Origin of the sequence: Pseudoflavonifractor sp. An184 (assembly GCF_002160305.1) — a bacterium.
GTDB lineage: Bacteria > Bacillota > Clostridia > Oscillospirales > Oscillospiraceae > Lawsonibacter > Lawsonibacter pullicola.
In genome coordinates this window covers 54,798-72,095 of the sequence record NZ_NFKI01000009.1, presented here as the reverse complement: position 1 = coordinate 72,095, position 17,298 = coordinate 54,798, and the positions used below count along the sequence as shown (strand labels likewise).

Sequence of the window (17,298 nt, the reverse complement as noted above, 5' to 3'; positions counted from 1 at the left end):
CTTGGGGGCTTCCTGCCCCTTCTTCTCGTTGGCGGGCTTGGCGGGGGTGTCTAAGGGAGGCTTGGGAGCCTCCGGCTCCTTCTTCCCATCAGCGGACTTGGGAGTAGTGTCCGCGGGAACCTTGGAGGGCTCCGGCACTTTCTTCCTGTCAACAGATTTGGCGGGGGTATCCACAGGAGCCTTGGGGCGCTCTGGCACTTTCTTCCCGTCAACGGATTTGGCGGGGGCGTCCGCAGGAACCTTGGGAGCCTCTGGCTCTTTCTTCCCATCTGCGGGTTTGGTGGGAGTGTCCACTGGAACCTTGGGGGTCTCCGGAGGCTGATCCGCCGGTGGTGCAGGGTGGCTCGGCGGTGTGCCGGGGACTGGAGTGCGGAATGCTCCAATCAGGGGATTCTTTTTGGGGTCTGCCATTATCGTACTCCTCCTAAAATTTACAGATTTTAAGATAAAACTTCCCTCAAATTGAGGGAAGTTTTATGTTTTGGGATATATTGATGGGAAAGATTTATGGCGGCCAGCCCTTCAAGGCAGCCGGGAGGCCGTCAAAGTCCTGGTCAGTCCCCAGGATTGAGGACAACAGGACTACATCAGCTCGGTCCACGCCGTAGACCTCTGCCAGCCAGTTTAAGTATTCCCGACGGTTGGAATAGTGCGCTGTCTCATAGCGGCTCATAATCGTTCACCTTCTCCGTTTATTCCAGCAGGGGGTGGGAAAAGTCATGCTGAACTGACGCCTGGTAGTAGTTGCTGATGGTCACAGGGGCGTTATACAGGGTGGTCAGCAGGTAGGCCCGGATATTACGGATTTGAGTGGTGTTGCGCCGAAGGCAGTCAAAGACATATTCCATGTGGCCGCAGTCCAGCCGCTGGAAACGATCTCTGGCCTGCTCCGTAGGGATGTCCTCACCCCCGATGCGGATAGTCGGCCGAGTGGTACAGAGCACATCTGTAATGAGCTCCACCATTTCGTCCACATCTTCCTGATTGAACTGGGTGCAAAGGTGGGCGTACTCAATACTCTCCCTTACCTCTCTCTCGCAATTCCATCTATCTATCAATCCGTTTTGTTCGGACGGCATGGAAACCGATGGATGGATAGATGGATTAAGCTGGCTGAGATCAGTCTGATTAGATTCAATATAACTTGCGTCCGATTTTCGGAAGTCTGCACTTCTGAAAACCGGAAGTCTTGACTTCTGTTTTTCGGAATTCTTGACTTCTGATTTTCCGAAGTCTTGACTTCCGAAAGTCGGAAGTCTGGGAATGTCTTGCGGCACAGCGGGTTGCGGCGGTATGGCGCGGGTGGTGAAGCGTTTGACATAGATTTTTGCGGGGCGGCCCTGTCCCTGTTTGACCCGCTCAATGAGGCCAAACCCTTTCTTGCCGGTGTCCAGCTCCGCCAGGAGCCGGACCGCCTTTTCATGGCCGCAGTTCAGATCCTCCTGTATCTCGTCCAGGGTATAGTAAATGAACACCCGTCCCATATCGTCATACCAGCCGTTTTTGGCAGACAGGCCCATGCGGTCCAGCAGGAGGCCGTACAAGAGTTTTGCGTCTGTGGACAACTTTTTGAAAGCCGCCCCGGTAATGAGCTGCCGGGGAATGCGGTAAAATGAAAATTGATTGCTCTCGTCGCCATAATAATAATCAAATTCCATGGTTGGCCTCCTTGGTCGGACAAAGCAATTCTGTTTGGAATTTTAGAGAAACTTTTAATAAATGTGGTTAATTTGCTCTGAAAAAGGACAAAGGGACAAGCGATAGGCGGCTTGTCCCTTTGGTTGATATAGGTTGGTTATTTCTATGTATTATTTACCTATTTGTGGGCCGTTACTTCCACCACCGCAGTGGGAAGGCTGCGGATGGGCAGGTTCTGTACGTCCAGGGCCTTCTCCTGGCCCTGGGAGGAGAACACCTTGGCGCTCCCCTCGCTGCCAAAGAGGATGACCCGCTTGTCAAAGACGGCCAGGCCGCTGATCTCCACCGGCCGGGCGGCCCCCACGAAGGCGTCGGCGGTGATGCGGTAGAAGTACCGCACATCCACGGTGTAGAATCCCCGGTTGAAGGTGACCGGCTCCACGTCGATGTAGGCGTACAGCAGCTCGGCGCAGCCCGCCTTCACCGACACCGCCCGGTCGATGACCTCCTGGCAGCCCCGGGTGGGGTAGACCCGCAGGTCCTCGATGCAGTCTTTATCCTTGCAGGAGTCAAAAATTTTCTTGGTGTGTATGCACACGGCCTCCCGAATGCAGCGGTCCTCGCTGACGGGGCCGGGCACGACCTTTTCCGGCATAGGTAAGTCCCTCCTAAGATGTTGCCGAGGCGGAGCAGAGCCCCGCCGGTTGGATTTTGGGGTACGCTCCATACTATGAGGGACGGGAAAAATGGTGCGGCGGCGGAGGGGCAAAGAGGGGTTGTCCTTTGCCCCCTTTTTCGGTATAATAAAAAAGCTGGGCAGATGCCCGCGACTCCATCCACCTGACGCCGCAGGAGGTTTTGTATGGCCCGAACTGGATTCATCCAAAACGAACTGGATCTCAAGCTGCTGGTTCTCTATATCATGTCCCGCACCGCCGCCCCGGTCACGTTCAATCAGCTGCTGGACGTGGCTCTGTGCGACGCGGGGGTGGACTACTTCTCCCTCACCGAGGTGGTGGGCCACCTGGTGGAGACCGGCCATCTGGAGCAGAACGGCCAGGTCTATGCCATCACGGAGAAGGGGCGGCGCAACAGCGAGATCTGCGAGAGCAGCCTGCCCTACTCGGTGCGCATGCACTGCGACGAGAATCTGGGAAAGCTCAACGGGGCGCTGAAGCGGGCGGCCCAGGTCCAGACGGGGGTGGAGCCCCATCCGGACGGCACCTGCACCGTGCGTCTGTTTTTTGCCGACGACGGCGGCCCGCTGATGGAGCTGAAGTTCCTCTATCCCTCTCAGGAGAAGGGATGGGCCTTGGCGGAGCGGTTCCAGGAGACGCCGGAGGCGTTTTATCATGATTTGATGACCTTCCTGTCGGAAGAGCGCAAAAAGGAGAAGCCTTGATATGAGACGAAAAGACCGGGAACGGGATCGGGCCTTTGCCTATGATGTGATTGACCGCTGTGAGTACGGTGTGGCCGCCATGGCCGGGGAGGGGGGAGCGCCCTACTGCGTCCCCCTGTCTCTGGTGCGCCTGGGGGATACGCTGTACTTCCACTGCGCCCTGGAGGGGACCAAGCTGGACTGCCTGAGACGCAGTCCCCGGGTGTGCGTGTCCTTTGTGGCCTCCAACCAAGCGGCCCTGGACAAGTTCACCACTTACTTTCAGTCCGCCAATGTGACGGGGACTGCCGCCGAGGTGACCGAGGAGGCGGAGAAAATTTCCGCTCTGCGAGCCCTGTGTGAGAAGCTCACCCCCGCCAACATGGCCGGGGACAACTTTGACCGGGCCATTGCCAAGAGCCTGCCCCGCACCGGGGTGTGGCGTATCCGGATGGAGGAGATCACCGGCAAGGAGAAGCCCCGCCCCTGACCGCCCCCTGTTTGTTTGGAAGGAGATCGTCCCATGCCCCTTGATCGTGTCCTTGCCCGCCTGCGGCAGCGGATCACTCCCACCCGGCGGGCGGCCTTTCTGGCCTGTTTTATCGCCGGATATCTGATCCATCTGTTTGCTTTTACCAATATCATCCCCAACTCCGACGGCCTGAGCCGGGTGTTTGACCCCCAGCAGATGACCGTCTCCGGCCGGTGGTTTCTCCACTACGCCTCGTTTTTGAATGACTTTACCCAGATGCCCGCCCTCATCGGGTTTTTCTCCGTGGTGTTTCTGGCCCTGGCCGCGGCGGGGGTGGTGACCGCCCTGAACCTGCACAGCCGGGCCCTGTCCGCCTTTGCCGGGGTGCTCATGGCCGCCTTCCCCTGTCTGGGGTATACCTTCCTCTACATGTTCACCGCCTCCGCCTACTGCCTGGCCATCCTGCTGGCTGTGCTGGCGGTATGTCTGGTGAAAAAGGGGGGGTGGCTCCGGACCCTGGCGGGAGTGGTTCTGCTGGCCCTGGCCATGGGGATCTACCAGGCCTACGCGGCGGTGGCGGTGGCCCTGTCCCTGCTGGTGGTGCTGCGCGCCTGCCTCCACGCCCGCTCCACCCTGAAGGGGACCGCCCGGCTGGGCTTCCGGCTGGCGGGCTTTCTGGCCGTGGGGGCCGCCCTCTACTACGGCATCCTCCAGATTTTCCTGGCGGTGAAAGACCTGGAACTGCTGGACTACCTGGGCATGAGCGACGCCGGGAGCGGCTACCCCGTCGCCCAGCTGCCCGGCCTGATCCTCTCCGCCTATAAGCAGGTATTTGTCTTTTTCTTCTGGCCCAACGGGTCCAACTCCTTTACCACCCCGCTGCTGGCGGGGCTGGACCTGCTGGCCCTGGCGCTGGCCGTGGCGTGCTTTTTGGCCATCGTCTTCCGCCGGGCCCTGTGGCGAGAGCCCTGGCGGATCATTGGAGCCCTGGTCCTGGCCGCTCTGCTGCCCCTGGCGGTGGGCTTTGCCCAGATCATCGCCCCCTTCTCCGACGCCACCCCTATTATGAAGTACGCCTATGTGCTGGTCTATATGGCGGTGCTGCTGACGGCCGACCTGGGGCTGAGCTTCCTTCCCCGGCCCCGGGGGGGCATGGCCGTCTCCGGCGTCCTGGCTCTGTGCCTGGCCGGGGTGACTCTATACAGCGCCAACATCAACAACCTGCTGTATACCGCTGCCGGCCAGGCCCACCGTGCCACTCTCAGCTATGCCACCCGGCTGCTCACCCGCATTGAGAGCTGCCCCGGCTACACCGGGGAGGAGGAGGTCCTCATCATCGGGGCCTTTCCCACCGACCGCATCTATGCGGACATTGAGAGCTACGCCCTGGTGGACCATTACAGCGTTCCCCGGGACACGGTGGCCCCCCTCAACAAGCATATCTATTACTATTTCAACGACTGGCTCAATGTGCCCATTGCGGAGCCGGGGGAGGAGACCATGATCGCGGTCGCCCAGTCGGAGGAATTTCAGGCCATGCCCCTCTACCCCGCCGACGGCAGCGTCCGGATGCTGGACGGCCGGGTGGTGGTGAAGATCCAGGAGGAGTACACTCCCAAGAGCGACTATGAGCTGGCCTATGAAAACAGGAGATGATCCCATGGAGACATCCGAATCTCTCCGCACCGGACGGCTGTCCGTGGTGCTGCCCGCCTACAATGAGGAGGAGTCGGTCCCCCTGGCGGCGGACGTGATCGGAAACCTGCTCACCCGGGCGGGTATCGACCACGAGCTGATCTTTGTCAACGACGGCTCCCGGGACCACACCTGGCGTGCCATTCAGGAGGCGGCCGCCCGCCGCCCCCAGGTGCGGGGCATCCGCTTCTCCCGGAACTTCGGCAAGGAGGCCGCCATCTTCGCCGGCCTGGCCCAGGCCAGAGGGGACTGCTGCGTGGTGCTGGACTGCGATTTGCAGCACCCACCGGAAAAAATTCTGGAGATGTACAGCCTGTGGCAGCAGGGCTGGCAGGTGGTGGAGGGGATCAAGGTCAGCCGGGGGAAGGAGAGCCCCCTCCACACCCTGGCCGCCAAGACCTTCTACCGCTTTTTGAGCGGCGCCACCCGGCTCGACATGTCTCACGCCTCCGACTTCAAGCTGCTGGACCGGCGGGCGGTGGACGTGCTGGTGGCCATGCGGGAGAAGAACGCCTTCTTCCGGGCCCTGTCCTCCTGGATCGGCTTTGACACCACTCAGGTGGAATTCGAGGTGCAGCCCCGGGCCGCCGGACAGTCCAAGTGGTCCCTGCGCAGCCTCACCCGGTACGCCGTCACCAACCTGGCCGCCTTTTCCACCGCCCCCCTGCAAATCGTCACCATTCTGGGGGTGCTGGTATTCCTGTGCTCTCTGGTGCTGGGCTGCTGGTCCCTGTGGCAGAAGATCAACGGGCAGGCCCTGGAGGGCTTTACCACCGTCATCCTGCTCCTGCTCCTCATCGGCAGCGCATTGATGGTCTGCCTGGGCATTTTGGGGTACTATATCGCCAAGATCTACGAGGAGATCAAGGACCGGCCCCGGTACATCGTCGCGGACGGCTGCGGAGGAAAAGACGGCTATGAGAGATAAGCTCCGCTCCCTGCTGGACCCCACCCTGTTCCGCTTCATTCTGGTGGGGCTGGTGAACACCGCCGTGGGCTATGGAGTCATGTTTGGCCTCTATAACCTGGCGGGGCTCCACACCTGGGGAGACACCGGATACTGGATCTCCTCCGCCGCCAACTACGTTGTGGGCAGCGTGGTCAGCTTCTTTCTGAACAAGCACTTCACCTTCCGCAACCAGGAAAAGGGCGTGAAAGTGGTCCTCCGCTTTGTCCTGAACATCGCCGTGTGCTGGGCGCTGGCCTATGGCATCGCCAAGCCGGTGACGGTCTGGCTGCTGGCCGGCACCGGCTGGAGCCAGCAGGTCCAGGGGAACCTGTCCATGCTGGCGGGCTCCGGCATCTTTGTCTTTCTCAACTACTTTGGACAGCGGTTCTTTGCCTTCCGCAGCCGCTGAACCTGGATGTTTGATCGCTCAGGCGGCCCCCGTGGCCGCCTGATGTGTTTGGCGGAGCTTTTGCCTTTGCCGTCTCCGCCATTCCCTCCCCATTGCCCCGGCCCTGTCTCTCCCCGGAGAGGGCCCCATTCTGCCGTTTGAGGTGAACGCCCCATGAGTTTTTTCCGCTGTCCCCTCTGTTCCGCTCCCCTGACCCGGGGGGAGCGCGCCTATACCTGCCCCGCCGGCCACAGCTTCGACCGCTCCGCCGCCGGCTATGTCCATCTGCTCCCCGCCAACCGGAAGCACTCCCAGAACCCGGGGGACGACAAGGCCATGGTGGCCGCCCGGTCCGCCTTTCTGGACAAGGGGTACTATGCCCCCCTCCGGGAGGCGCTGTGCGCTCTGGCCCTCCGGGACACGGCGGACCTGCCCGCCCCCGCTCTGCTGGACAGCGGCTGCGGGGAGGGCTATTACACCCAGGGGCTGTTCCAGGCCCTGGCCCAGGCGGGCCGCACCCCCGAGCTGGCCGGGGTGGACATCTCCAAATTTGCCCTGCGCCGGGCGGCCAAGCGGGTGAAGGAGGGGGAATTTGCCGTGGCCTCGGTGTACCACCTGCCGGTGGCGGACTCTCGGGCGGACCTGCTCACCAACGTGTTCTCCCCCCTGTGCCCGGAGGAATTTGCCCGAGTGATGCGCCCCGGCGGGCACTTCTACTATGTGGTCCCCTCCGCCAAGCACCTGTGGGAGATGAAAGAGGTCCTGTACGCCCGGCCCTATGAGAACGCCGTACGCCGGGAGGACTACCCGGGCTTTCGGTGGCTGGAGGCCGTCCCCCTGCGCTTCTCCGTCCGCCTGGACAGCTCCCAGGACATCATGGCCCTGTTCGGCATGACCCCCTACGCCTGGAAGACCCCAAAGGATGGGGTGGAGCGGCTCTCCGCCCTGGAGGCGCTGGACACCCAGATCGGCTTTGACATCCACGTCTATGGCAGGCTTTAATCTTTGCCCTGGAAAACTTTAGACTTTCTTTATTCTTTCTTTGTGGGGAATCAACCTTTCTCCCCTATACTAAGGCCGTACTCAGAAAAACGGCAACCGCCGACCTTTGGAAAGAAAGGTGAACCTGCATGTCGGAATTGATTTTACAGACCCGGGACCTGACCCGCCGGTACGGCCACACTCTGGCCCTGGATCACGCCGCCCTGTCCGTGGAAAAGGGGCAGATTTTCGGGCTGGTGGGCCGCAACGGGGCGGGCAAGACCACCCTCATCCGCCTCATCTCCGGCCAGTCCCACCCCACCGCCGGGGAGGTCACCCTGTTCGGGGCCTCCACCCCCGCCGCCCTGGCCCGGGCCCGCTCCCGCACCGGGGCCATGGTGGAGATCCCCTCCTTTTATCCCTATCTCACCGCCCGGCAGAACCTGGAGTACTACCGCATCCAGCGGGGCATCCCCGGAAAGGAGTGCGTGGACGAGGCGCTGGAGCAGGTGCGGCTGACGGACACGGGGAAAAAGAAGTTCAAGACCTTCTCCCTGGGCATGAAGCAGCGGCTGGGCCTGGCCCTGGCCCTGATGAACCACCCGGAGTTTCTCCTCCTGGACGAGCCCATCAACGGCCTGGACCCGGAGGGCATCGTGGAGTTCCGGGAGCTGCTCCTTCAGCTGAACCGGGAGCGGCAGACCACCATTTTGATCTCCAGCCACATTCTCTCCGAGCTGTCCACCCTGGCCACCCACTACGCCTTTATTGAGAAGGGCCGGGTGCTGGAGAGCGTCTCCGCCGACCGCCTGCGGGAGAAGTGCCGGGAGTGCCTGGAGCTCACCGTGGACGACGCGGCCCGGGCCGCCCGGGTGCTGGAGGAGCAGCTGGGCACCCGGGACTTCGAGGTGCTCCCCCACAACAAGCTGCGCCTGTACACCTTCCTGGATCAGCCCCAGACAGTGAACCGGGTGCTGCTGGAAAACGGCGTGGGCCTCATCTCCGCCCAGCAGCGCAGCAGCGACCTGGAGGACTACTTCCTCTCCCTCATTGGAGGCCGCCACGCCGCCGGAAAGGAGGGATTCTGATGCTGCGCTCTATCCAGGCCGAGTGCTTTAAGGTGGTTCACCGGCCCTATTTCTGGATCACCACCATTCTGTGCGCCCTCTTTTCTGTGGGGGTCATCTTCTGCCTGTATCTGATCAAAACCGAGGCCAGCGGCGTCAACCCGGTCAATATGCCCTTTGCCGTCGCCTCCCTGCTGTTCGGCCTGCCCGCGGGCATCTACCTGGTCGTCCTGGGGGTGGACATGGTGTTCTCCGAGCAGTATAAGTACAACACCTTGAAAAACGAGGTTTCCTTCGGCGTCGGGCGCTTCCGCATCTACGCCTCCCGGTGGGTGGTCTCCCTGCTGGTCCTGGCGGCGCTCTATCTGGTTCTGGTGCTTGTGTACGCCCTGGCCAGCCTGATTCTCCTGGGCCTGCCCAGTCAGGCGGACGCCCAGGCGATGTACGGAGTGGATGCGGGCCGGAGCGTCCTCAACGCCTTCCGGGCGCTGGGCTTCTACACCCTGGGGGCTTTTCCACTGTGGCTGGGGGGCATGTCCCTGTCTTTGGCCTGCTATTTCCTGATTGCCAGCTCCACCGTCGCGGCCTTCTCCTACATCGGGATTCTAATGGTGCTCTCCATGGCCCTGGATAACCTGGGACAGTATGTGAACCCTTTGTTCACCTCCCTCTACCACCTGACCCTCAACTACCACATGGACCAGCTGCTCGTGGGGGACCTGCCCTGGTCCAAGATCGGCCAGTGCTGGCTCATCGGCCTGGGCTGGACCGCAGTGTCCACCGCCCTTGGGGCGGCCCTGTTCGCCCGGAAGGAGATCAAGTAAGACAGGAAAGCCTTCCCCCTGAGGGGGGAAGGCTGGCTGAAATCCCGATTCCCATTTCAGGAGGTTATGTTCCATGAAAAAACTGCTCTGCATCGCCGCGGCCCTGGCTCTGCTGGCCGCGCTGGCCCTCCGCTTCTGCCCCAAGGGGCGTGGGTCATGGGAAACCTGATCCGGGCGGAGTTCTACCGCATCCGCTGTCAGCGCTGGGGCTTCTACGGCCTGACCGGCTCCGTGCTGGGGGGTGTGGTCCTGCTGACCCTGCTGTGCGCCTTTCCCCCGCAAAGCGGGGACGCCGCCCTGCTCTTTCAGACCATCGAGTATTCCGCCATTGTGGGCATGGTGCTGGCTGTCCCCTGCGCCGACCTGGCCAGCGCCCGAGTGGACGGCAGGCAGGTCCTGCTGAAAAACGAGGCGGTGTTCGGCATCCCCCGGTGGCAGATGTATCTGTCCCGGCTGTTCACCGCCCTCCTGCTGGGAGTGGGGCTGGTGGCGGCCATGAGCCTGTTCGCCCTGCTTTTGGCGGGGATCTTCCTCCCGGGGATCGATCAGCTGCCCCAGATCCTGTCCCAGTATGCCCTGCTGATGCTGACTGCCCTCCCCCTGTGGATGGCCTCCGCCGGACTGTTCCTGTGCCTGAAATTTATCTTCCGCTCCGGGGCCGCTGCGGGGATTCTGGTGGCGCTCTACTATCTGGTGGGATTCCCCATTGCGGGGGCGGCGGCCACGGTAGTCTCCACCGATACGGGAGAGCCCGGACTCATCAGCACCCTGCTCTATGCCCTCCACCCCATGACCCCCTTCTGGAACGGGGATATGGTCGTTGAGGGCATCGATACCGGCATCTCTATTCAGCTGACCCCGGAGGCCTTTGTGGATTCGCCGCCGCCCATGCTGTACTGCTGGGCGCTGGGACTGCTGTGGCTCATTGGAACCTCGCTTGTGGCGATCACCTTTCTCCAGAGGCGGGAGCTGCGGTGAGATTCGGCAGGGGGACGACCGGGAGCATGGCACTTCATTTTTTGACAGCGCCTTTGCTGCGGCGGGGCTCAAGTTGTGCGGTGGGGAACGGCAGGCGGCCCGGTGTGCCGCCCCTACGGGGTATCCGCAAGGTGTCTTTTTTCGTAAGGGCCGGACACCGGCCGAGCCATGTTCCGGGCGACCGCAAGGGTCGCCCCTACGAGGAAAAACGGACCGGGAGCGTTGGTTCGGTAAACTCAGGCGCAGTTGTGAAATCGCAGTCGCCGCAATTTTTGCAAACCCAGGGCCCAGTGGCCCGGAAGAAATCGCGGAGACCACTCCATTTTTGCGCGCCGGAAATATTGCAAAACCTAACAGATACGCGTCCACCGTAATGGGGTCCGGGGAAAGCGGTCCTATGGGCACGAAGTGTCCAACGGCCGCGTCCCCGGTGGCGTTTTGGTTACTTTGCCGCCATGGGCAAAGTAACTCGCCGCCCGCAGGCGGCGAAACTCCTCCGTCCACACTTTAATTCCATAGGAGGTCTCTCCAATGCTGATTCTCCTCATCCTCTCTCTCATCCTGCTCACGGCGGTACTGTATGCCCAGTACCGCCGAAGCCGCGCTCTGCGCCGGGCGGCCCGAGACCTGAAAGAGGCCCGCATGGTTCCAGGCACCCGCCTGCGGCTGTACAGTCCGGACGACAGGCTGGAGGAGCTGCTGTCCCAGATCAACGGCCTGCTGGAGGACAAGGAGCGGGAGACCCGCGTCCTGCGCAGCCGGGAGGAGAGTTTGCGCAGGCAGATCGCCAACGTCTCCCACGACCTGCGTACCCCGCTGACCTCCATTCTGGGCTACCTCCAGCTGATGGGGCGGGAGGACATCTCCCCGGAGGAGTACCGCCACTGCCTGGAGATCGTGGAGGGGCGGGCCAAGGTGCTCCAGGACCTGATCACCTCCTTCTACGACCTGTCCCGCATCGAGGGGGGCGAGTACCCCCTGGAGCTCCAGAGCGTGGACCTGCGCCGCCGCCTGGAGCCCCTGCTGGCGGGCTTTTACGAGGACTTCGAACAGGCGGGGTTCCAGGTGACGGTGGAGCTGATGGAGAGTCCGCCGGCCGTCTCCGCCGACCCGGGGGCGGTGACCCGGATCTTGACCAACCTCATCGGCAACGCCCTGAAGCACGGCTCCAAAACCCTGGACATCCGGCTGTATCAGGAGGGGCAGACGCTGGTCACCTCCTTCTCCAACGACGCGCCGGAGCTGACTCAGGAGGACCTGCCCCGGGTGTTCGAGCGGTTCTACACCGCAGACCAGATGCGCACCGGCCAGAACACCGGCCTGGGGCTGGCCATCGTCAAGGACCTCTCGGAGCAGATGGGCCACACCGCCTTCGCGGAATTGAAGGACGGGGTCTTCACCGTAGGCGTGCGGTGGAAGTTATGAAAAGCAGGGCGTACGCCCTGCTCTTTTCATAGGTCTTTGGCTTTCATTTGGTCCAGTTGCGCCTTTTCGTGCTTACCAGCCTTCAGCCGGCCCGCTCCCCAGGCCGCAGCCACGGCCAGCACGCACAGAAGCCCGGTGATCCCGTACTCCGTTGTCTGCTCCAAGAAGCTGACAGCCAAAAACAGGGCGGCCAGGGCGGCGGGCAGTACTGCGCCAAACCCCGGTTTGCGCATCAGTCCCAGGTGATACTGGACGGCCAGGATGGCAAAGGTGAGCGATAAGACAATGATTTCCTTCATAGCAAAACCTCCTCACAGATCTTTTGCTTTCATCTGCTCCAGTTCCCTTTTCTTGGCCGCCAGATTTCCCTTGAGCCAAAGCAGGAGAAGAATCAGCGTAGGAAACACCAATATCTTCCAGTCTGCGGGCAGGGAGATCTGACCGCGGGACCAGAGAAAGGCCAGAAGGCCGAACCAGACCAGAGGGACAATGCCTCCCAGAAACCAGAACCGGGGGCTCCGGCGGCTGGCCCAGATGTGGAATGCGAGGACGAGAAACGCGATGACAAGGGTGAGAGCGGGATTCATGCCATTTACCTCCGATCTTGCTTTAATGGTGTGATATTACTGGGTCTGCGGTGCTCCTCTTGCTGGTACCGGTCCAGAATCAGCTTGGCGGTCTCCAGGTCGATGCGGGCGTCCACGGCCAGCCCCTTGATGAAGGCGGAGAAGGGTTCCTCCTCCTTCTGGTCGCTGAGCTCGATCTTCTGGATGAGCTTGTCCAGCCGCAGCCGGACGGTTGGATAGGACACGGAGTACAGCTTGGCGATTTCCTTGAGGGAACCGGATTTGAGAACAAAATTCTTTAAAAACCCGGCGTCCTCCGGCTCTAGATCCAAAATCCAGGCGGGAATCTTATCTAGGTCCATCTCAAGACTCCTTTCACAAACGATTTAACTATATTTAGTATATACTAAATAATATTAAAGTCAAGAGGAAAATAAAATTTAATTTTGCGTTCGAAACGGCGAGTATATAAAAAGAGGGCGCGGCCGGAGCCGCGCCCTTCAGTTTGTCGAAAACCTACGCAGAATAAAATCCGCCTGAGACAGGGCGTCAGAAAAGTCCTTGGACTTTTCTGACGCCCTTAAGAACGCTGGGATCAATTTGCGGTAACGATGCGGACCTTGTCGCCGATGGGGTCGATGTAGACCGTCAGCTTGCTGGAGAAGGCCAGGCAGGCCCGCAGGCGGTCCATGCCGGTTTCCTGGCTGAACCAGCTCTCGGTAGCCGTCTTATAGCACTCCACGCTGTCGGCCACGGCGTAGGTGCGGCCCTTGAGGGTGATATAGTAGCGGCCCTCACGCTCGAAGAAGTCGGAGGGGGAGACCTGCTGGAATTCATTGAGCTGAACGGTGCTGATAATCATGTTGTTCTTACCGGCCACCGCGCCGATGAACTGGCCGTTCTTTCCGCCGTAGCCGGAGCGCTCATTGAACTTGAGCACGTTCCGGTTTTCCAGGGACCAGGAGGTCCTATAATTTTTCTCGGTACCGGTCTGGTTGCCCTCGTCGTCATAAATGGGCTCCTCGGTGACGGTGGTATGGCCCGACATCCAGCCGTAGGTATAGGCGTCGCCGGTGACGTTGTTGAGGACGATGACGTCCACGATGTCGGAACTGTTGCGGTGGGCGGCGGAGATCTGGTCCTGGGCGATGAGGCCGTAGTCCAGGCTGGACAGGGGGACCGCCACCTGAGCGCCCTCCCGGAACTGTTCATACACCCGCACGCCGGGGGCCACCTTGTATCCGCCCACCGTCATGGCGCTGGGATCGAAGTCGCCCGGGGCTCTCTGGGCGGTGAGGCGGGAGGCGGTCAGCGTATTTTCATCGCTGGAGGAGAGGAAGCACACCTGATTCAGATTCTTCAGCTTGCTGGCCGAGCCCGTCAGCTCCAGGACGCCGCCGTTGGGCAGGAACAGCTCCGCCGTGGTTTCGCCAGTGACGAACCCCAGCGCGGTGGAGCGAGTCTCGTTGGTGGCGGGGAGGATGGCGGCCACCTGGCCGTCCACCGTCATGAGCAGGGACACCTGCTCGCCCGCCGACACCTGATCGGTAAAGTTCCAGGCACTTTCCAGCACCGGGAAGGTGTGGCCCAGCAGCGTGATGGACGTGGGCGCCTTGGGGCTGGGAGAGGGGTTCTGATATTTACAGGTGAGACGCAGGTCGGACACCAGCAGGGTGTTGGACATGCTGTCGTAGGTGATCACGTCGTAAGGCTGAATCTGAGACAGGCTGATGGTCTGCTGATTCTTCAAAATGGTGTAGCCGGTCGCGCCGCCGGTGAGCCGGTGGAAGTCGGCGGAACTCACCCGGTCCATGACCACCACCGCGTCCGCGTCCGCCGCTGTGGCCGCTGTGGCCGCATAGATGGCGGTCACCTTGCCCCGCAGGGTGAACAGGGTCAGACGGCTGCCGGCGGTGAGGGAGCCGTATCCCTCTGAGTAGGATTTCCCATCGCTGGAGCTGGAGGTGTAGATGGGGGTGTCGGCGGCGATGGTATAGCGCTCGCCGCCCACGGCGGTGAGATAGCTGGGTTCCGCGCTGTCCAGCAGGGAGATGGTCACCGAAGTGCTGTCGTCGGGGACGAAGGTGACGATCTCACTCTGGTCGTTGAGAACCAGCACGCCCCGGCGGCCCACCAGAGCGGTGGGAGCCACGTTCTCCGCGTCGGGGAGATAGGTGCCCTCTGAAGTGCGCACCGCCCCCATGGCGGAGCCGTCGTCGGTCTCGGTGTTCACCGCCAGCAGGACGGTGTCCTGCTTGGACTCGCTGCCCAGGGTGGTGTAATAATCTTTCCCGTCCCCGGTTTTGCAGGAGAGGGCGTTGACAAACAGCTGGGCGGCTTGAGCCCGGGTGAGGGAATCCCCCGCCTTGGCGCTGATCCCGTTTGTGAGTCCGATGGACTCTGCCAGGTTCAGGTAGCCGTCCGGCCACACCGCGCCCACCTTGTCTCCGGAGTACCCCAGTACCCGGATGAGGATGGTAACCGCCTGGGCGAAAGAGAGTTCCTGCTCCGGCAGGAACCGGCCGTCGCCCACCCCGGCGATCAGAGGGGTGCCGGGGGAGGGGGTGGTCCCCTCGCCGGAAGAGGAGCCCCCCGAGCCGGACCCGGAGCCCGGGTCCACTATGGTGGAGGCGGCCAGGTTGATGTATCCCCTGGCCCAGTGGCTGGAGGGCACGTCGGTGAAAATGGTGCGGGTGGAGTGGAGGACCACCTGGTCTCCCAGCCCCATGAAGTTCACCGCCATGGTGCAGAACTGAGCCCGGGTCAGCTTGTCATTGGGGCGGAAGGTGTTGCCCCCCGCGCCGGAGACCACTCCCATCAGGCGCAGGATATCGGCGTTCACCGCCGTGGCGGGGTCGCTCACATCCTGAAAGGAGGAGGCACCGGCCGCTCCCGCCGGGAGGGGGATCACCAGCCCGGCGGCCAGGGCGGCCGCCAGCAGGGCGTGGATCATTCGATGTTGTTTTCTCATAGATATGTTCTCCCTTACAGCGTTAATCTGCCCGCAGGGCCACCACCGGCTGGAGGCCGGAGGCCTTGATGGCGGGGTACATGCCGAAGATAATGCCCAGCGCCACCGAGATGGCGGCCGCCCCCAGGGTCACCCCGGGGCTGGGAATCAGGATCATATTGAAGGACAGCTTGCCCACGATCAGAGTCCCGATATAGCCTACGACAATGCCGAACAGTCCGCCGATGCCGCAGATCATGGCTGCTTCAATCAAAAATTGGACAATAATGCTCCTCCGCTCGGCGCCGATGGCCTTGCGGATGCCGATCTCCCGGGTGCGCTCGGTGACGGTGACCAGCATGATGTTCATGATGCCGATACCGCCCACCAGCAGGGAGATGGCGGCGATTCCTCCCAAAAACCGCTGCTGCATGGCGTCGGCCTGGTTCTGCTCCTTCTGGTACGTCTGGGGGGAGGTGACGCCGTAGCTGCCGTTCTGCTCGCCGATGAGTCCGGAGAGAAAGCCGTTCAGGCTGGTGACCGTGGGGGCGATGGCGTCCGAGTTTTTCACCTTGACCACAAACTGGTCGATGGGTTGGTTGCTGTTGAAGTAGCGGGTCATGGTATAGGGGATGAGGATCATCCGGTCCTTGCGCTTGATCTCGTCCAGCAGGTACTGGTCCTCCTCCTTGGTCCCGACCTTCACCCCCTTGGACTTGCTCTCATAGACGCCCACCACCCGGAAGGGGATGCCGTTGATGGTGATGGTCTTGTCCAGGGGGTCGGCGAAGGAGAACAGCTCCTCCGCCGTAGCGGAGCCCAGCACGCACACCTGATTGAGCTTTTCCATGTCCAGGAAGGACAGCTCCCGTCCCCGGGCAATCTGATAGTCGTTGCACAGGCCGTACTGGTCGTTGCCCAGATAGAGGGTGGTGGCGGTCTGGTAGTCGTCGGTGGGCAGGGTCTTGGAGCCGTAGGAGATCTTGGCGTCGGTGTATACCTGCCCGCTGGGGGTGAACCCCATCACCAGATTGTCCAGGCCCAGACAGTAGTTGTACAGGGACTTGGATACATCCAGGGAGGAATCCCAGGTATAGGCGTAGACCTCGACCGTATTGGTGCCCATGCTCTCGTAGTAGGCCCGCATGGCGGCGTTCTGCCCCTGGGCGTAGGACACCAGGATGATCACCGCCGCCAGGCCGATGATGATGCCCAGCATGGTGAGGGCGGAGCGCCCGATGTTGGAAAAGATGGACTTGGCGGCCATTTTGAATGCCTGGCCCAGCTTCATAGACCCACCTCCTCTCGGGTGCCGTCGGCCACGATGCGTCCGTCGGAGATGCGGACCACCCGGTGGGCGGTGGCGGCGATGCCGTTGTCGTGGGTGATGAGAATGATGGTGGAGCCCTCCTGGTTCAGGGTGTGGAGGATCTCCAGCACATGCCGGCCCGTCTTGGAGTCCAGGGCTCCGGTGGGCTCGTCGGCCATGATGATGGGGGGATGGGTGGCGATGGCCCGGGCGATGGCCACCCGCTGCTGCTGGCCGCCGGACATCTCGGCGGGCTTGTGCTTCCAGCGGGAGTCCATGCCCACCTTCTTCAGGGCCTCCATCACCCGCTCCTCCCGCTGGAAGATGGACACCCCCTGATAGATGAGGGGCAGCTCCACGTTTTCGTAAGCGGTGAGGGCGGGAATCAGGTTGTAGCCCTGGAAGATAAAGCCAATCTCCTTGTTGCGGATGTGGGCCAGCTGCCGGTCGGAGCGGTCGTTGATGTGGGTGCCGTTGAGGATGTAATCCCCGTAGGTGGGGATGTCCAGGCAGCCCAGGATGTTCATGAGGGTGGATTTGCCCGAGCCGGAGGCCCCGATGATGGCCACGAACTCTCCGCGGTCAATGGACAGGGTGACCCCGTCCAGGGCCCGGACCTCGCTCTCCTTCCCCTCGTTGTAGATTTTATAGAGGTCTTTCACGTCAATGAGCATG

The 17,298-nt window shown here is 61.8% G+C and carries 19 protein-coding genes and 1 pseudogene; 10 read left to right on the top strand and 10 right to left on the bottom strand.

Annotated elements, in window-relative coordinates; all coding sequences use genetic code 11:
- From B5F19_RS05120 to B5F19_RS05110, 4 genes and pseudogenes are all read right to left on the bottom strand, one after another.
- Positions 1-411 (bottom strand): annotated as a pseudogene (locus B5F19_RS05120) (hypothetical protein); the annotation flags it as partial.
- A gap of 94 nt (positions 412-505) precedes the next feature.
- Positions 506-673 (bottom strand): RNA polymerase, encoded by a 168-nt coding sequence (locus B5F19_RS17050; RefSeq protein WP_140394157.1) that lies wholly within the window; start codon positions 671-673, stop codon positions 506-508.
- A 19-nt stretch (positions 674-692) separates the two neighbouring features.
- On the bottom strand, positions 693-1,658 hold the full coding sequence (locus tag B5F19_RS05115) for a DUF6017 domain-containing protein (RefSeq protein ID WP_087288622.1): 966 nt from the start codon (positions 1,656-1,658) through the stop codon (positions 693-695).
- 158 nt (positions 1,659-1,816) lie between these two features.
- Positions 1,817-2,293 carry a hypothetical protein gene (locus B5F19_RS05110; RefSeq protein WP_242972705.1) on the bottom strand — a complete coding sequence of 159 codons (477 nt, stop codon included), beginning with the start codon at positions 2,291-2,293 and terminating at the stop codon, positions 1,817-1,819.
- Positions 2,294-2,500: 207 nt separating this feature from the next.
- Between B5F19_RS05110 and B5F19_RS05105 the strand changes: the two genes are divergently transcribed.
- The 10 genes from B5F19_RS05105 (at position 2,501) to B5F19_RS05060 (ending at position 11,798) form a co-directional block, all read left to right on the top strand.
- The gene (locus B5F19_RS05105) at positions 2,501-3,040 is read left to right on the top strand and encodes a DUF4364 family protein (protein WP_087288620.1); all 540 of its coding nucleotides are present in this window, start codon (positions 2,501-2,503) and stop codon (positions 3,038-3,040) included.
- A gap of 1 nt (position 3,041) precedes the next feature.
- Positions 3,042-3,509 (top strand): pyridoxamine 5'-phosphate oxidase family protein, encoded by a 468-nt coding sequence (locus tag B5F19_RS05100; protein WP_087288618.1) that lies wholly within the window; start codon positions 3,042-3,044, stop codon positions 3,507-3,509.
- A gap of 33 nt (positions 3,510-3,542) precedes the next feature.
- The gene (locus B5F19_RS05095) at positions 3,543-5,147 is read left to right on the top strand and encodes a glucosyltransferase domain-containing protein (RefSeq protein WP_087288615.1); all 1,605 of its coding nucleotides are present in this window, start codon (positions 3,543-3,545) and stop codon (positions 5,145-5,147) included.
- Between the two features lie 4 nt (positions 5,148-5,151).
- Positions 5,152-6,114, top strand: coding sequence for a glycosyltransferase family 2 protein (locus B5F19_RS05090; protein WP_087288613.1), 963 nt, complete (start codon positions 5,152-5,154; stop codon positions 6,112-6,114).
- Positions 6,104-6,544, top strand: coding sequence for a GtrA family protein (locus B5F19_RS05085; RefSeq protein WP_087288611.1), 441 nt, complete (start codon positions 6,104-6,106; stop codon positions 6,542-6,544). Before B5F19_RS05090 ends, B5F19_RS05085 begins: the two co-directional genes overlap by 11 nt.
- Positions 6,545-6,697: 153 nt before the next feature.
- On the top strand, positions 6,698-7,525 hold the full coding sequence (locus tag B5F19_RS05080; RefSeq protein WP_087288610.1) for a putative RNA methyltransferase: 828 nt from the start codon (positions 6,698-6,700) through the stop codon (positions 7,523-7,525).
- A 128-nt stretch (positions 7,526-7,653) separates the two neighbouring features.
- Positions 7,654-8,592: an ABC transporter ATP-binding protein gene (locus B5F19_RS05075; protein WP_087288608.1), complete on the top strand. Its 939-nt coding sequence runs from the start codon at positions 7,654-7,656 to the stop codon at positions 8,590-8,592.
- Positions 8,592-9,395 carry an ABC transporter permease gene (locus B5F19_RS05070; protein WP_087288605.1) on the top strand — a complete coding sequence of 268 codons (804 nt, stop codon included), beginning with the start codon at positions 8,592-8,594 and terminating at the stop codon, positions 9,393-9,395. The genes B5F19_RS05075 and B5F19_RS05070 overlap by 1 nt, the downstream gene beginning before the upstream one ends.
- Positions 9,396-9,551: 156 nt before the next feature.
- Complete coding sequence (locus tag B5F19_RS05065; RefSeq protein ID WP_087288603.1) at positions 9,552-10,373, top strand: hypothetical protein; 822 nt, start codon at positions 9,552-9,554, stop codon at positions 10,371-10,373.
- Between the two features lie 531 nt (positions 10,374-10,904).
- A complete protein-coding gene (locus B5F19_RS05060; protein ID WP_087288602.1) occupies positions 10,905-11,798 on the top strand; it encodes a HAMP domain-containing sensor histidine kinase in 894 nt (297 codons plus the stop codon).
- 26 nt (positions 11,799-11,824) lie between these two features.
- Here the strand turns inward: B5F19_RS05060 and B5F19_RS05055 are convergent, their stop codons facing one another.
- From B5F19_RS05055 to B5F19_RS05030, 6 genes are all read right to left on the bottom strand, one after another.
- Positions 11,825-12,097, bottom strand: coding sequence for a hypothetical protein (locus B5F19_RS05055; protein ID WP_087288600.1), 273 nt, complete (start codon positions 12,095-12,097; stop codon positions 11,825-11,827).
- Positions 12,098-12,109: 12 nt separating this feature from the next.
- Positions 12,110-12,385: a hypothetical protein gene (locus tag B5F19_RS05050; protein ID WP_087288598.1), complete on the bottom strand. Its 276-nt coding sequence runs from the start codon at positions 12,383-12,385 to the stop codon at positions 12,110-12,112.
- A gap of 5 nt (positions 12,386-12,390) precedes the next feature.
- Complete coding sequence (locus tag B5F19_RS05045; RefSeq protein WP_087288596.1) at positions 12,391-12,726, bottom strand: DUF2089 family protein; 336 nt, start codon at positions 12,724-12,726, stop codon at positions 12,391-12,393.
- Positions 12,727-12,959: 233 nt separating this feature from the next.
- The gene (locus tag B5F19_RS05040; RefSeq protein ID WP_087288595.1) at positions 12,960-15,335 is read right to left on the bottom strand and encodes an S-layer homology domain-containing protein; all 2,376 of its coding nucleotides are present in this window, start codon (positions 15,333-15,335) and stop codon (positions 12,960-12,962) included.
- 22 nt (positions 15,336-15,357) lie between these two features.
- Entirely contained in the window at positions 15,358-16,605 is a 1,248-nt protein-coding gene (locus B5F19_RS05035; protein ID WP_087288593.1) for an ABC transporter permease, read from the bottom strand.
- Positions 16,602-17,297: an ABC transporter ATP-binding protein gene (locus B5F19_RS05030; protein ID WP_087288591.1), complete on the bottom strand. Its 696-nt coding sequence runs from the start codon at positions 17,295-17,297 to the stop codon at positions 16,602-16,604. The genes B5F19_RS05035 and B5F19_RS05030 overlap by 4 nt, the downstream gene beginning before the upstream one ends.
- Between the last annotated feature and the right edge of the window lies 1 nt (position 17,298).